The 14,187-nt window shown below is 36.4% G+C and carries 13 protein-coding genes; 9 read left to right on the plus strand and 4 right to left on the minus strand.

Annotated features, from left to right (window positions below):
• Nucleotides 1–341 precede the first annotated feature (341 nt).
• The 5 genes from AC07XU_RS00830 to rodA all read left to right on the plus strand — a co-directional run bounded on the left by AC07XU_RS00830 (nt 342) and on the right by rodA (nt 6,028).
• Entirely contained in the window at nt 342–1,364 is a 1,023-nt protein-coding gene (locus tag AC07XU_RS00830; protein ID WP_131555670.1) for a rod shape-determining protein, read from the plus strand.
• Nucleotides 1,365–1,448: 84 nt separating this feature from the next.
• Nucleotides 1,449–2,288 carry a rod shape-determining protein MreC gene (gene mreC / locus AC07XU_RS00835; protein ID WP_494941728.1) on the plus strand — a complete coding sequence of 280 codons (840 nt, stop codon included), beginning with the start codon at nt 1,449–1,451 and terminating at the stop codon, nt 2,286–2,288.
• The gene (locus tag AC07XU_RS00840; protein ID WP_494941729.1) at nt 2,278–2,793 is read left to right on the plus strand and encodes a rod shape-determining protein MreD; all 516 of its coding nucleotides are present in this window, start codon (nt 2,278–2,280) and stop codon (nt 2,791–2,793) included. Before mreC ends, AC07XU_RS00840 begins: the two co-directional genes overlap by 11 nt.
• On the plus strand, nt 2,794–4,785 hold the full coding sequence (gene mrdA, locus AC07XU_RS00845; protein WP_494941730.1) for a penicillin-binding protein 2: 1,992 nt from the start codon (nt 2,794–2,796) through the stop codon (nt 4,783–4,785). It abuts the gene before it with no gap.
• On the plus strand, nt 4,766–6,028 hold the full coding sequence (gene rodA / locus AC07XU_RS00850) for a rod shape-determining protein RodA (RefSeq protein WP_494941731.1): 1,263 nt from the start codon (nt 4,766–4,768) through the stop codon (nt 6,026–6,028). The genes mrdA and rodA overlap by 20 nt, the downstream gene beginning before the upstream one ends.
• A 175-nt stretch (nt 6,029–6,203) precedes the next feature.
• Here rodA and AC07XU_RS00855 read toward each other — a convergent pair whose 3' ends face one another.
• A complete protein-coding gene (locus AC07XU_RS00855) occupies nt 6,204–7,283 on the minus strand; it encodes a DUF8457 domain-containing protein (protein ID WP_494941732.1) in 1,080 nt (359 codons plus the stop codon).
• Between the two features lie 94 nt (nt 7,284–7,377).
• Between AC07XU_RS00855 and AC07XU_RS00860 the strand changes: the two genes are divergently transcribed.
• The 4 genes from AC07XU_RS00860 (at nt 7,378) to AC07XU_RS00875 (ending at nt 9,354) form a co-directional block, all read left to right on the plus strand.
• Nucleotides 7,378–7,953 carry a thymidine kinase gene (locus AC07XU_RS00860; protein ID WP_494941733.1) on the plus strand — a complete coding sequence of 192 codons (576 nt, stop codon included), beginning with the start codon at nt 7,378–7,380 and terminating at the stop codon, nt 7,951–7,953.
• 41 nt (nt 7,954–7,994) lie between these two features.
• A complete protein-coding gene (locus AC07XU_RS00865) occupies nt 7,995–8,192 on the plus strand; it encodes a hypothetical protein (RefSeq protein ID WP_494941734.1) in 198 nt (65 codons plus the stop codon).
• Nucleotides 8,193–8,326: 134 nt separating this feature from the next.
• On the plus strand, nt 8,327–8,743 hold the full coding sequence (locus AC07XU_RS00870) for a VOC family protein (RefSeq protein WP_494941735.1): 417 nt from the start codon (nt 8,327–8,329) through the stop codon (nt 8,741–8,743).
• A 167-nt stretch (nt 8,744–8,910) separates the two neighbouring features.
• Nucleotides 8,911–9,354, plus strand: a complete 444-nt coding sequence (locus tag AC07XU_RS00875; protein ID WP_494941736.1) for an SRPBCC domain-containing protein — start codon at nt 8,911–8,913, stop codon at nt 9,352–9,354.
• 131 nt (nt 9,355–9,485) lie between these two features.
• On the opposite strand, the gene AC07XU_RS00880 is transcribed toward AC07XU_RS00875, so the two are convergent.
• The 3 genes from AC07XU_RS00880 to AC07XU_RS00890 form a co-directional block, all read right to left on the minus strand.
• On the minus strand, nt 9,486–11,126 hold the full coding sequence (locus AC07XU_RS00880) for a TldD/PmbA family protein (RefSeq protein ID WP_494941737.1): 1,641 nt from the start codon (nt 11,124–11,126) through the stop codon (nt 9,486–9,488).
• A gap of 105 nt (nt 11,127–11,231) precedes the next feature.
• The gene (locus tag AC07XU_RS00885) at nt 11,232–12,548 is read right to left on the minus strand and encodes a TldD/PmbA family protein (protein ID WP_494941738.1); all 1,317 of its coding nucleotides are present in this window, start codon (nt 12,546–12,548) and stop codon (nt 11,232–11,234) included.
• Between the two features lie 2 nt (nt 12,549–12,550).
• Nucleotides 12,551–14,185 carry a TldD/PmbA family protein gene (locus AC07XU_RS00890; RefSeq protein WP_494941739.1) on the minus strand — a complete coding sequence of 545 codons (1,635 nt, stop codon included), beginning with the start codon at nt 14,183–14,185 and terminating at the stop codon, nt 12,551–12,553.
• Between the last annotated feature and the right edge of the window lie 2 nt (nt 14,186–14,187).

The following is a 14,187-nucleotide window of genomic DNA, read 5'->3' on the forward strand; positions in this document are numbered from 1 at the left end:
CGGGAAGACCGAAAGTCGGAAAGTTGATTAGGTCAAATAAGTTTTGCGACATCCACTCCCTCCCTTCTGGGGAGGGTTGGGGTGGGGCTTTTGGCTACTTGCAGCTGTTAATAATTGCATAAGCTCAGGTTAAATAAACCCGCTTTTCCTGCTGCCATTCTTCATGGCAGCAGGAAAAGCGGGAATGAAGGAACCTATTGAAATAGAACATTGATTTTCAAATCCTTCGATATAATTTATTTTAGACTGAACAGATTTTTAAATTTTAAATACAATAAAAAGGTGTATTTTTACATTGTATAAGTACACAGAATTTTAATACAATATAACATCACATATAAATGGGATTATTTAATTGGTTTACGCAAGAAGTTGCCATTGATTTAGGCACAGCGAATACCCTTATTATACATAACGACAAAGTAGTAGTTGACGAGCCTTCGATAGTTGCTTTTGATAGACAAACCAACAAAATTATTGCAATTGGCCGCCAAGCCATGCAAATGGAAGGTAAAACACACGATAATATTAGAACAGTTAGACCTTTAAAAGATGGTGTAATTGCAGATTTTAATGCTGCAGAAGCCATGATTAAAGGAATGATTAGGATGCTTAACGGCGGTAAAGGCTGGATGTTTCCATCTTTAAGAATGGTAATTTGTATTCCATCGGGTATTACTGAGGTTGAAAAACGTGCAGTTAGAGATAGTGCAGAAATTGCCGGTGCCAAAGAAGTTTACCTAATTCATGAGCCAATGGCTGCTGCTGTAGGTATTGGTATTGATGTGGAAGAACCAATGGGTAACATGATTATTGATATAGGTGGTGGTACTACAGAAATTGCGGTTATTGCTTTGTCTGGTATTGTTTGCGACCAATCGATCCGTGTTGCTGGCGATAACTTTGATAGCGATATCGTAAATTATATTCGTAGACAACACAACATTATGATTGGCGACCGTACCGCCGAAAAAATTAAAATTGAGGTTGGTGCTGCATTGCCAGAGTTAGCTGATCCACCTGCTGATTTTGCTGTACAAGGTAGAGATTTGATGACGGGTGTACCTAAACAAATTACCGTTTCTTATACTGAAATTGCGCATTGTTTAGATAAATCGATCTCTAAAATTGAAGAAGCGATTTTGAAAGCTTTAGAGATTACCCCTCCAGAACTCTCTGCTGATATTTACCAAACAGGTATTTATTTAACAGGTGGTGGTGCATTGTTACGTGGTTTAGATAAACGTGTAGCTGCAAAAACCAAACTGCCAGTTCACGTTGCCGAAGATCCATTACGTGCGGTAGTACGCGGTACAGGCATCGCCTTAAAAAATATTGGTAACTATAAATTTTTAATGCAATAAACTAGATGTGAGAAATTAGATTTGAGATTTGAGACTAAGTGCCAAACTCATATCTCATATCTCATATCTCCTATCTTTTAAGCAATGCGTAACCTTTGGATTTTCATCAGTAGATATAACGCATTTTTCTTTTTCTTCATTTTTTTTACCATAGGGATTGTTTTAACCATTAAAAACAACTCTTATCAGCGAAGCGTAACCCTAAACTCTACCAATGAGCTTGTTGGTAATGCTTATGGAAATTTAAATGTGCTTAAAAGGTATTTAAATTTGGGGCAGGTAAATGATAGTTTGGCTATGGAAAATGCCAAACTTAAAACCCAGCTTTTTGCGTTACAAAATATTGATAGCAGCAAAGTTGTTAAAATTACCGACAGCGTAAATCAGCAACAATACACCTTAATGGCTGCCAAAGTGATCAAAAACTCTATCAGCTTAAGAAATAATTACATCACCATAAATAAAGGTAGCGCTGATGGAATTGTTAAAGACATGGCGGTTATTTCTCCGCAAAGTGGTGTAGTTGGTTTTGTGCAAGATGTTTCTGCACATTTAGCAACCATAAGATCACTACTTAATAAGAATACTGCAATTAGTGTTTTCATTAAAAAAAATAACGCTTTTGGTTCATTAGTTTGGGGCGATGGAAATTTTGATTTTAAAAAAGCCTTGGTAAAAGAAATCCCAAACCATTTTAATGTAAAAGTTGGTGATACCGTGATTACATCTGGCGTAGGTAGTTTCCCGAAAGGAATTGAAATTGGTAAAGTTTTAAAAACTGGTATTAGCACAGGTGATAGTTTTATGACCTTAGAAGTAAGCTTATTTAATGATTTTAGCACCCTACAATATGTTTATGTTGTAAAAGATAGATTTGCTACCGAACAAAAAGCTTTAGAAGAACAATTGCCTAATGAACAGTAAAACCATTTTATTAAATATATTTAGATGGATTGTACTTTTATTTGTGCAGATATTTTTATTGCGCAACTTAAACTACTACAATTTATCAACCCCATTTATCTACATCCTTTTTATTCTTGTGCTTCCTTTTAGGATACCAAATTTGCTTTTGTTTTTATTGGCATTTGGCACAGGCTTAACTATTGATGCTTTTTACGATACTTTAGGTGTACATACCACTGCATGTGTGGCTCTTGCCTTTGTTAGGATACTATTTATTTCTGTAAGTGTTAACAGAGATGCATTTGATGAACCTGAACCTTCATTAGGTAACATGGGTTTTAAATGGTTTATGCTTTATGCATTCTTATGTACAATTGTACATCATATCATCGTTTTTGTATTGGAAGCATTTAAATTAAGCGAAATTGGCTACACTTTAGGCAGAGCCCTAATTAGTGTTATATTTACGCTGTTTATTGTTCTATTAGTAGAGTTCACATTCCATAACAGAAAATCGAATTAAATGGATCAGCTGTTTAACAGAAAATATATCATCCAAGGTTTATTTGTTTTGCTTGCATTAATTTTAATAGGCAAGCTTTTTTATATACAGGTAGCTACCGATAAATATTTTGTGAACGCCAATAGTAATGCCTTGCGTAAATCATACGTTTTCCCTGCCAGAGGTGTTATTTTAGATAGAAACAACAAAATATTAGCTCAAAACCAACCTACTTACGATTTATTGGTAACACCGAAATTGGTAAAGCCTTTTGACACAGTTTCTCTTAGTAACCTGATAGGTATTGATATGCCAACCTTTAGAGAAAAACTGAGAAGAGCTACCGTAAGATCAAGGTTTCAATCTTCCATATTCCAGAAATTGCTCTCTGTACAAACTTATGCTGCCCTGCAAGAAAAACTTTCTAATTTTCCTGGTTTCGAGGTGCAGAAAAGAACCATAAGATATTACCCAGATAGTGTTGCCGCTCAGTTTTTGGGTTTTATGAGGGAAGTTAACCAATTAGACATAGATAAGTATGAAGGTTATTATAAACCTGGTGATTATATTGGAAAAACAGGCATCGAAAAATCATATGAGGAATACTTAAGAGGCACAAAAGGAGTTAGACATATTTTGTATAACGCAAAAAATGTAGCCCAAGGTAGCTATGACAATGGTCGTTTAGACTCCCTTTCTATCGCTGGTGATAATATCGTGTCTACAATTGATAGTAGAATACAAAAATTAGGCGAAGAACTGTTGGCAAACAAAGTAGGGAGTGTTGTGGCCATTGAACCAAATACTGGAGAAATTTTAGCTTTTGTAAGCAGTCCGGGTTATGACCCAAACAAATTGGTAGGTAATAATTTTAGTTCAAATTACGGACAGTTTACAGCCAACCCCTACCGACCATTATTTATCAGACCTCTGCAAGGAAAATATTCACCAGGTTCTGCTTTTAAACCACTAGATGCCTTATTGGCACTACAAGAAGGTGTTGTTGACCCGAATACGACTTTTAATTGTCCAGGTTATTATATTGCAGGGAATAGAAAATTTAAATGTGAACACGTTGACGGGAACACTTCTTTGCGCTGGGGAATTTCCCGATCATGCAATACTTATTTCTACAATATTTTCGCGAAAATGATGACCAAAAATGGTCTATCAAGATCAAAACAGCAAGCTGCTTATGATGTATGGCAAAATAAAGTAAGGAAGTTTGGCATTGGTGATACTTTAGGTATAGATTTACCAAGCGAAAAAGCATTTAAATTGTACCGACCAAAAGATTATGCCCAAATGTATGGCAAACGTTGGGGTAATACTACAATTATGTCTGTAGCTATTGGACAAGGTGAAATTAGTACTACACCTTTGCAAATGGCAAACATTATGGCCATTATCGCTAACCGGGGTTATTACATTAAACCCCATGTTGTAAAAGCCATAGGTGATGATAAAAAAATAGATCCCAAATACAAGGAAAAACATTTTGTAGATATTGATGCCAAACATTTTGAACCAGTTATTGATGGTATGCAGGATGCGGTAAACACAGGTACAGGTACGGCAACAGAATCTAGAATTAGAAATATTTTAATGTGCGGCAAAACCGGAACTGTACAAAATAACCGTGGCAAAAATCACTCCGTATTTATCGGCTTTGCCCCAAGAGATAACCCAAAAATTGCCATTGCCGTAATTATTGAAAACGGTGGCTATGGTGGTGCCTATGCCGCTCCTATTGCCAGTTTTATTACTGAAAAATATTTAACAGATTCGCTTGAACCTAGAAGAATAAATGGGGCAACTTTGCAGCAATATAAAGAGGCTAATTTGCTGCCTGCTTTAAAAATGGATAAACCTAAAAAACCATTAACTAAGGTTGATAGCGCAAAAGTTGACAGTTTAAAAAAGAAACCTATCCCAGCAAAGCAAAACATCGCTGTAAATAATACTAATAGAGAAGCAATTTTACCAAGGAACAATGCAGCAGCAAAGCAATAAATTTTTCTTTAATGTAGATTGGATAACCATATTAATTTACATGGCTTTATGCGCTATAGGTTTTGTAAACATCTATGCAACAGAGTTTAACCCAGATATTTCTACAAGTTTTAGCTTTAATGCCAGTTACGGTAAACAGTTAATTTTTATTGGAACTGGACTAGTTCTTGGCTTCTCCATTCTATTATTCGACGCCAAATTCTTTAGTGTGTTTGCTCCTGTAATTTATGGAGTTACCATGGTATTGCTATTGGTAGTTTTAGTAATTGGGCGTGATGTGGGTGGTAACCAAGCTTGGATAGCAATTGGCTCGTTTAGGCTACAGCCATCAGAATTTGCTAAATTTGGTACTGCTTTGCTATTGGCCCGTTATATCAGCTCTTTTAACGTAAAGCTTAACACTTTAAAACCAATATTAATTGCTGCCGCGATTATCGTTTTACCAATGTTGTTAATCATGCTACAACCTGATGCGGGTTCAACATTGGTGTTTTTATCATTCATGTTTCCTTTGTACAGAGAGGGTTTACCAGGCTATTTACTAATCCTTTTTTGGGGGATGGTATTGCTGTTCATCTTAAATTTGTATTTAGCACCAACTGTTTTGATAGGTTCAATTATAGTATTGGGTGCCTTATTCATTTATTTCAATCGTAAAAAGCAGCAAAAAATAATCAGTATTGGTATAATTACTTTATTGGCAATTGGTTATTTATTTTTTGCTAAATTTCTGTTTGAGCATGTTTTACAGAAACATCAACGTGCCCGTATCGAACTCATTTTAGGCTTAACCACAGACAATAAAGGGGTTGGTTATAATGTGATCCAGTCTCAAACGGCAATTGGTGCTGGTCAGTTAACTGGCAGAGGTTTTTTACAAGGAACGCAAACTAAATTTAAATTTGTACCTGCACAAAGCACAGATTTTATTTTCTCAACTGTTGGCGAAGAATGGGGTTTTGCAGGTTGTTTTGTGGTCATATCGCTTTACATTTTCTTATTGCTTAGGGTAATTAATATTGCAGAGCGACAGCGATCTTCATTCTCTAGAGTTTACGGATATTGCATGGCCTGTATTATATTCTTCCACGTATTTATAAATATCGGCATGGCGATAGGAATTATGCCCGTAATTGGTATCCCACTTCCATTTATAAGCTATGGCGGCTCATCTTTATGGAGCTTTACAGTATTGCTATTTATCTTTTTGAAGTTAGATTCGAATAGAATGGGATTTATTTAACAAAATCACATCTTATCGAACGCAGCGAAGCGAGAGCCAGTTCCGAAGCATCGGAAAGATATCTCTTTGCTAATGGGATCACAAACTTATTTCAAGCACAACAACATTCAATGCTAAATAAGCTCAGAGACTTCTTATTCGCGAAATGCTGTTATCGAAGTGACGATTAGAAAACCTATCTAAACCTTTGATTTAACAACTGATAAAATTTATCAACCGTAGCTTGTTTAGCTGCCCAATTGTTCTTAATCGCATAGTTTTTCTGAAAAAAGTTATCTGCACTTTCAAAATCAGGGAGTTTATTAGCCAAATCAATAGCTTCTGCGTAAGCTAAATTATAGCCATTAAACAAATCTTTAATATACAGCAACTTATCATTTAAGTTAATAGCCTGCTTTAAATCATCAACTTTAGCTGTATTTGCTGTATTCACATTTGTGCTTCTAGATTTCGCCAATAAGTCGTTTAATGTTGCCTTATAAGTTGGGTCCTCAACTGGTTCAGCATGGTTTACCTGCACAGTTTCAATAGGAGCAGCTGTAAGCGTAAGCTCTTCCTGATCAATGACAAATTCTTTTTCTTCCTCTTTGTGAACTAAAAATGGTTCTGGTCCAATCTCATCCTCAACATCATTCTCCAATGTTTCATCATTTTTTAGTTGTTCTCTCAACTTTATCTTTTCAGCTAAAACACGTTCCTCTTCATCACTTAAAGGCCTGTTAAAAAGTTCGTCAACACTTTTCTCTTCAAATTCGAATTTATCATGTTCGCTATGATCATTCAAAATAAATTCAAATGTAGAAGGTTCTGGATCTAATTTAAAAACCTCTTTTTCTATTTCTTGAAATCTTACAACTGGTTCTTCAACTATATCTTGATCAAAAATCGCGTCTTCCTGCTCAACTATTTCCTCTCTCTCTTCAGGCACTTCTTCGGTGTACGTATCGTTGTTATCATCAGCAAAAGTAATTTCGGCCAATTGGTTTTCTTCATGGGTATCTTCTGGCAAAACCAATTCATTAAACTGATCTGCATTTTCTTGCGTTGCCAACTCTGAATGATGATTGCCTTCTGCCTTAGCAATTAATTTTTTAATGATTTGCACATGGTCGGCCAAAAAATTGGCATTTGCATGAAAAAGCTCTAGCTCTAACTCGTTGAACTGCTGAGGGTTTTGAGATAGATATTGATATTGATCGTTTAACTCGCTTAGTATCAATCCTAATTTCTTAAAAAGATCTTCTTGTTTTATCATGGTAGCTTAACGAAAAAATGGGCGATTTATGTTAATAAATGACAATCAAAAGTACTATAAATTTCTTTTATATTTGGCTAAAATACCTTTACAAATGTTATTCAGCGAGCAAAACTTTAGAAGAGGAGAATTTTGTGGAAGCATCGAAGTAATTTGCGGCTCTATGTTCTCTGGCAAAACCGAAGAATTAATTAGACGATTAAAAAGAGCACAGATTGCGAAACTGAATGTGGAGATTTTTAAACCAAAAACTGATACACGATACGATGAAACTGCTGTTGTTTCTCATGATCTCAATTCAATTCAATCCACTCCGGTAAACAGCTCATCAGCCATTTTATTATTGGGCACAAATACGCAAGTTGTTGGTATTGATGAAGCTCAATTTTTTGATGATGAATTACCTGAAGTTTGCAATAAACTTGCTTTAAAAGGAATTAGAGTAATTATTGCAGGTTTAGATATGGATTTTCAGGGTAAGCCTTTTGGTCCAATGCCCGCCCTACTCGCTATTGCCGAACATGTTACCAAAGTAAACGCGGTTTGTATGCAATGCGGCAGTCCAGCGGTTTATTCTTACCGCACTGTGGTTAACGACACAAAAATCCTGTTAGGAGAAAAAGATAGCTACGAACCACGCTGCCGTGCTTGTTACAATACAATGGGCTAATCAGTCTGCAATTTTCAGTTAACAGTTTTCAATTTCAAAAAATGAAAATCCTCAATCAAGATACGCCAACTGGCGATTTAAACGACATAAAAGTTGGTGATACCATTAGTAACGGAATAGGAACTTTTGGAGAAGTTCATTCTATTGATTTTGCAAGTGGAGATGGTTATTGGGAGTATACTTTTAACCTAATAGGCGGCGGATTTATTCAAGTTAAAAAGATTATTCCAACCTGTTGATCAAATCTATCATTACCCAACTAACATCAAACAGCTAACAATAGGCTGTCTCTTTTGTACCCAAACATAGTCTCAAAGTACCACCTACTTATTTCAAATCATTACCTAGATTAGTACAAACTAAAAACAGCGTAATGACAAAAGAAATCTGGGCTAATTTATACGTTGCTAACATCAACAAATCTGTAGAATTTTTTACCAAAATGGGTTTCGAAAAGAACGAAAGATTTCTATTTACAGATACCATGGCTTCATTTTTTATTGGCGAAAAAAGTCGTTTTGTAATGATGTTATTTAGAAATGATGTGATAGAAGGTTTTTGTGGCAATAAAGTTGCTGATAAGAGTAAAGGAACAGAAGTATTATTTTCTATAGACGCCGAAAGCCCACAAGAGGTAGATGAAATGCTTCAAAAAGCTGAAGATGCATGCGGCAAAATTTTTGCCCATGGTGGAGAAAAAGATGGCTGGATGTATGGTGGGGGATTTATAGATTTAGATGGGCATAGATGGAATTTGCTTCATATGGATTTTAGCAAGATGAAAGGTTAAAATCGAGTTGGGAGTTGGGAGTTGGGAGCTGGGAGTTGGGAGTTGGGAGTTAGGAGTTGAAAAAGCGCTCTATCGGTCGGTGTTTCACCGACCGAAACAATCCAGTAATTTCGGCATGCGGAGAAAACAGCCGATAAACAAAAACTAGTAAACTAAATACTTGGAATATGGATTTTAATGTAGAAATAAACGCAACCAAAGAAAAGGTTTGGGATATACTTTTTGGAGTAGATACCTATCCGCAATGGACAAAAGCTTTTAGTGAAGATTCTAAAGTAGTTACCGATTGGCAAAAAGGCAGCAAAGCTTTGTTTTTAGACGGTAACGACCGAGGGATGGTTTCTAGAATAGCTGAAAACGTACCAAATGAATTTATGTCTATAGAACATTTGGGCATGTACGATAAAGGTGTAGAAGATTTTGAAAGTGAACATGTAAAAATGTGGGCAGGGGCGAAAGAAAACTACACTTTGAAAAATGAAAACGGTAAAACTAACTTACATATTTTCATGGAGATGGATGAGTCTGAAGCCAATAAACCTATGATTGACATGTTTGCTGAGATGTGGCCAAAAGCTTTAGCAAAGGTTAAAGAATTGGCAGAAGGATAATAATAATCGTCATTTCGAAACGAAGTAAAGCGTAGTGAGAAATCTATTTCACAAGAGACTTTATAATAGATTCCCCCTCGTTCCTCGTTCGAAATGACGTGAATTTTTTGGCTAGAACAACAATATATAACTTAACCTAAACTCCTACCCGTATTAATCACTTTTACACCGTTAAATCTGGTAGTTGCACTGCCGTGAGAAACTGCACTGACTTGGCTTGGCTGACCTTTACCATCAGAAAAAGTACCTCCTAAACGGTAATCACTTTTGCCACAAAGTTTAGCGCAAGAATTCCAAAATTCTTGGGTGTTTGACTGGTAAGATGCATCTTTAAACATGCCAACTATTTTTCCATCCTTTACTTCGTAGGCTAATTGAGCACTAAATTGGAAATTGTAGCGCTGTTGATCAATAGAATAAGAATTACGCCCAAACATGTAAATCCCTTTTTCTACATCCTTAACCATATCTGCAGCAGTTAATTCGGTATTACCAGGCGCTAATGATACATTTGGCATCCGCTGAAATTGAATGCTATCCCAGCTATCTGCATAGCAACATCCTTGCGATTCTTTCAATCCTAATATATGCGCTTGATCTCTAATGGTTTGATAATTAACTAAAATACCATTTTTGATAATATCCCATTTACCACATTTTACTCCTTCATCGTCATAGCCAACTGCACCTAATGAACCAATTTCAGTCTTATCTGCAATTACATTTACTTGATCGCTACCAAAGTTAAATTTCTTAGTTTCCCATTTATCTAACGTTAAGAAGCTAGTACCTGCGTAGTTTGCTTCATAACCCAATACACGGTCTAATTCTGTAGGGTGACCAACAGATTCGTGAATAGTTAAGAATAGATGAGAGGGATCTAAAATTAAATCGTATTTACCGGCTGGAACTGGCTTTGCTTTTAGCTTTTCGCTAATATGAACAGTCGCTTCTTTTACATCTTCCAGCATATCGTAACGTTTTTTGTACATCGTTACTGGTCCGCCTTTTATTTTTTCTTCATCTTTTGGTGTTAGATATTCAAATCCCATCCCCATTGGGGCGCTTAAAGCATTTCTGGTTTCAAATTTGCCACTCGCAGCATCAATTTTAGTGACTGTAAAATTTGGCCAAATGCGATGAATATCCTGATCGATATAAGAACCATCAGTTGATGCAAAATACTTCTGCTCATTAATCATAAAAATATTTGAGTTTACATATTTAGCCCCGCCTTTTAGTGCTTCACTATTAATATTTAGCAACATTTCTACCTTTTCTGGAATTGGCACCACAAACGCATTAACCTCGATAGGTGTTTTCCAGCTTACTTCTCCATAGCCTTTTTGCGGAGCAAGTTGTACGGCCTCCGTCATTAATTTAGCATTACCTTTGGCAATAGCCACCGCCAATTCCGCTGCTTTAGCGATGTTAGTATTATCCATATTATTGGTGGCAGCAAAACCCCAACATCCATTTACTAGAACCCTTACACCCAAGCCATAAGATTCTCCGTTTGCTACATTATCAACTCTGTTATCTCTTGTAGCCACCACCTGATTTAAGTATCTCCCAATACGCACATCTGCATAAGAAGCACCTTTAGATTTGGCTGCATTAAGAGCAACGTCAGCCATTTGCTTTTTCAACTTCACATCAACAGGCATTAAAGCTTCTTCAACAGAAATCATTCTGCCAAAAGTATTTAGGCTTGGTAACATGGCTGCTCCCGCACCCACACCTGTCATATATAAAAAATCTCTTCTTCTCAATGGATTTAAATTTTAATGTCATCTTGAGCTCGTCGAAATACCTTAAATAAATAAAGTCCTTCAACAAGTTCAGGATGACAAACTTCTTAACTAATCATTTTAAAACTAAATCGCATCAGATAATGATGAGAAAGTAAAGTCTTTAATTTTCATTGGCGGGATCATTCCACTACCGGTTCTAACTGGTTTACCTAAAGCTTCAACATTGTTTAACATAATGATCGGGCTTTCATTAAACCTAAAGTTTTTAATCGGGAATTTAATTTCTCCATTTTCAATGTAAAAAGTACCATCTCGTGTAAGCCCCGTTAATAATAATGTTTGAGGATCAACCGAACGGATATACCAGAAACGAGTAACTAATATTCCCTTTTCAGTACTCTTAATTAAATCTTGTAACGATTGTGTACCTCCTTCAATTACCATGCTTCTACCAAAAGGAATAGGTTCTACGCCTTTCTTTTCGGCCCAATATCTAGAGTAAGCTAAATTTTTAACTACACCATTTTTTACCCAATCTGTTCTTTTTAATGCCAATCCATCACCATTCCATGTTGCTGAAGGTAATTCTGGGTTCATTGGGTCTGAGTAGATATTTACATTTTCAGAAAACAATTGTTCTCCTAAACGCGTGCCTCCACCCTTTTTACTCATAAAACTTCTACCCTCATCCGCACTGCGGGCATCAAAACCTCTAAACATATTACTCAATATGTCACTAGCAGCTAAAGGTTCTAAAATAACGGTGTATTTTCCTGGCTCAATTGCTTTTGCTCCTGCAGATCCTGTGGCTTTGCTGGCCGCAATTTTGCTTAATGCAAGTACATCCATTTTGCTGAGATCGTTAAAATCTTGCTCCACGTAACCAGATCCGGTTCCTTCTTTGTTTCTAATGGTTACAGAAAATGAAACGTTAGTTGATTTATTGTAAGCAAATAAACCTTTAGAATTCATTACCGAATTGAAACGGGTAGAATTTTCTAAAAATCCTGCTGCATCTAAGTTTGCTGCTTTGGCTACACCTAAACTTTTACCCACCATTTCTGCTCTGGTATCTGGTGTCATGGCTGCAGTATTTTCATTAAATGTTTTAGATTCCTGAAAAGTTTGCGCACCTAACAATGGCATATATTCAGGGTTTTCTGGCGCCAATTGCGCCAATTCTTCAGCTCTGCTCACTACTTTTTTAAGTGATGCATCATCAAACTCATTAATTGAGGCTGATCCTGTTTTTTTACCGAAGGTAGAATTCACAGATAAACTCATTACATCTACTTGTCCGGCAGTTGAAACTGCATTACGGGCATAACGAATGTTTCCTCCGTTAGATCCGTTTAAGCTTACTTCACAAGCATCGGCCTTAGAGTAACTGATTACTTTTTTTAATATTGCTTGGGCTTCTTCTTTACTTAATATGGCCATAATTATATTTTTCTAGCTGTATTGATAACATTAACTCCATTAAATCTTGTTGTAGAACTACCGTGAGATACGGCACTACTTTGTCCGGGCTGACCTTTACCATCGTTAAATGAGCCACCTAAACGATAATCGCTTGCATCGCAAATGGCAGAACATGAATTCCAGAATTCTTGCGTGTTCGATTGGTAGGCAACATCATTTAGCATACCTGCAATTTTTCCGTCTTTGATTTCATAATAAAGCTGACCACCAAATTGGAAATTGTAACGCTGTTGATCAATCGAATAACTTCCATCGCCAATAATGTAAATTCCTTTTTCTACATTTTTTATCATCTCATCAACGCTTAATTTTGCTTTACCCGATTCTAATGAAACATTCGGCATTCGCTGAAATTGAACATCATTCCAACCTTGGGCATAACAACAACCTTGCGATTCTTTTAAGCCAATGATGTGTGCTTGATCTCTGATGGTTTGATAATTAACCAATACACCGTCTTTAATTAAATTCCATTCTTTACATTTTACCCCCTCATCATCATAACCTACTGCGCCTAATGAACCTACCTGAGTTTTATCTGCAAGAATGTTTACTTTATCGCTACCAAATTTGAAGTTTTTAGACTGCCATTTATCCAAGGTTAAGAAACTAGTACCCGCATAATTGGCTTCATAGCCTAAAACGCGATCCAACTCTGTAGGGTGACCAACAGATTCGTGAATAGTTAACCATAAGTGCGATGGATCTAATACCAAATCATACTTACCAGCTTCAACAGATTTTGCAGTAATTTTTTCTTTGGCAACACGGGTAGCTTCTTTCACATCACCCAAAATATCATACCTATTTTTGTAACGGGTAATTACACCCGCAACTTTATCTTCTGGTCTGGCATTCATATATTCGTAGCCCATACCCATTGGCGAACTTAAAGCAGATTGTGTTTTAAATTTACCAGATGCTCTATCAATTACCGTAACGCCAAAAGTTGGATAAATGCGGTGAATATCTTGATCAATATAAGATCCATCTGTTGATGCGAAGTATTTTTGCTCATTAACAGCAAATAAGGCAGCGTTAACATAACTAGCACCATTCTGTATCGCAATGTCATTCACATTCATCAATAAATCTACCTTTTCTTTTATCGGAACTTCAAAGGCATTAATTTCAAATGGTGTTTTCCAGCTAACCTCTCCATAACCTTTTTGAGGTGCCAACTGTACTGATTCGCCTTGTATTTTTGCATTAGCTTTTGCCACAGCAACTGCTTGTTCGGCAGTTTTAGCGATAGATTCTTTGGTTACTGTATTCGTAGCAGCAAAACCCCAACAACCATTGGCAATTACTCTAATACCAACACCAAAAGATTCGGTATTGGCAACGCCTTGTACTCGTTTATCTCTGGTAGATACAAATTGATTTAAATACCTTCCAATACGAACATCGGTATAGCTTGCGCCTTTGGCTTTGGCAGCGTTTAAGGCTACATCGGCCAATTCTTTTTTAATTTTTACGTCTATTTTTTCAAGGGCTTGTAGCGGATCTATCGGATTTGCAAAAGCGCCAAAATCTGGCAATAGCAAAGCACCCGCACCAATTCCTGATAAGTAGAGAAAGTCTTTTCTTTTCAAAA

It is taken from the genome of Pedobacter sp. GW456-11-11-14-TSB4 (genome assembly GCF_059424425.1).

Coding starts and splice junctions, on each gene's coding strand:
- AC07XU_RS00870 (WP_494941735.1), top strand. CDS start 8,327: ATGACAAAAGAAATCTGGGCTAATTTATACGTTGCTAACATCAACAAA.
- mrdA (WP_494941730.1), top strand. CDS start 2,794: ATGGATCAGCTGTTTAACAGAAAATATATCATCCAAGGTTTATTTGTT.
- AC07XU_RS00840 (WP_494941729.1), top strand. CDS start 2,278: ATGAACAGTAAAACCATTTTATTAAATATATTTAGATGGATTGTACTT.
- AC07XU_RS00830 (WP_131555670.1), top strand. CDS start 342: ATGGGATTATTTAATTGGTTTACGCAAGAAGTTGCCATTGATTTAGGC.
- AC07XU_RS00860 (WP_494941733.1), top strand. CDS start 7,378: ATGTTATTCAGCGAGCAAAACTTTAGAAGAGGAGAATTTTGTGGAAGC.
- AC07XU_RS00865 (WP_494941734.1), top strand. CDS start 7,995: ATGAAAATCCTCAATCAAGATACGCCAACTGGCGATTTAAACGACATA.
- AC07XU_RS00855 (WP_494941732.1), bottom strand. CDS start 7,283: ATGATAAAACAAGAAGATCTTTTTAAGAAATTAGGATTGATACTAAGC.
- AC07XU_RS00875 (WP_494941736.1), top strand. CDS start 8,911: ATGGATTTTAATGTAGAAATAAACGCAACCAAAGAAAAGGTTTGGGAT.
- AC07XU_RS00885 (WP_494941738.1), bottom strand. CDS start 12,548: ATGGCCATATTAAGTAAAGAAGAAGCCCAAGCAATATTAAAAAAAGTA.
- mreC (WP_494941728.1), top strand. CDS start 1,449: ATGCGTAACCTTTGGATTTTCATCAGTAGATATAACGCATTTTTCTTT.
- rodA (WP_494941731.1), top strand. CDS start 4,766: ATGCAGCAGCAAAGCAATAAATTTTTCTTTAATGTAGATTGGATAACC.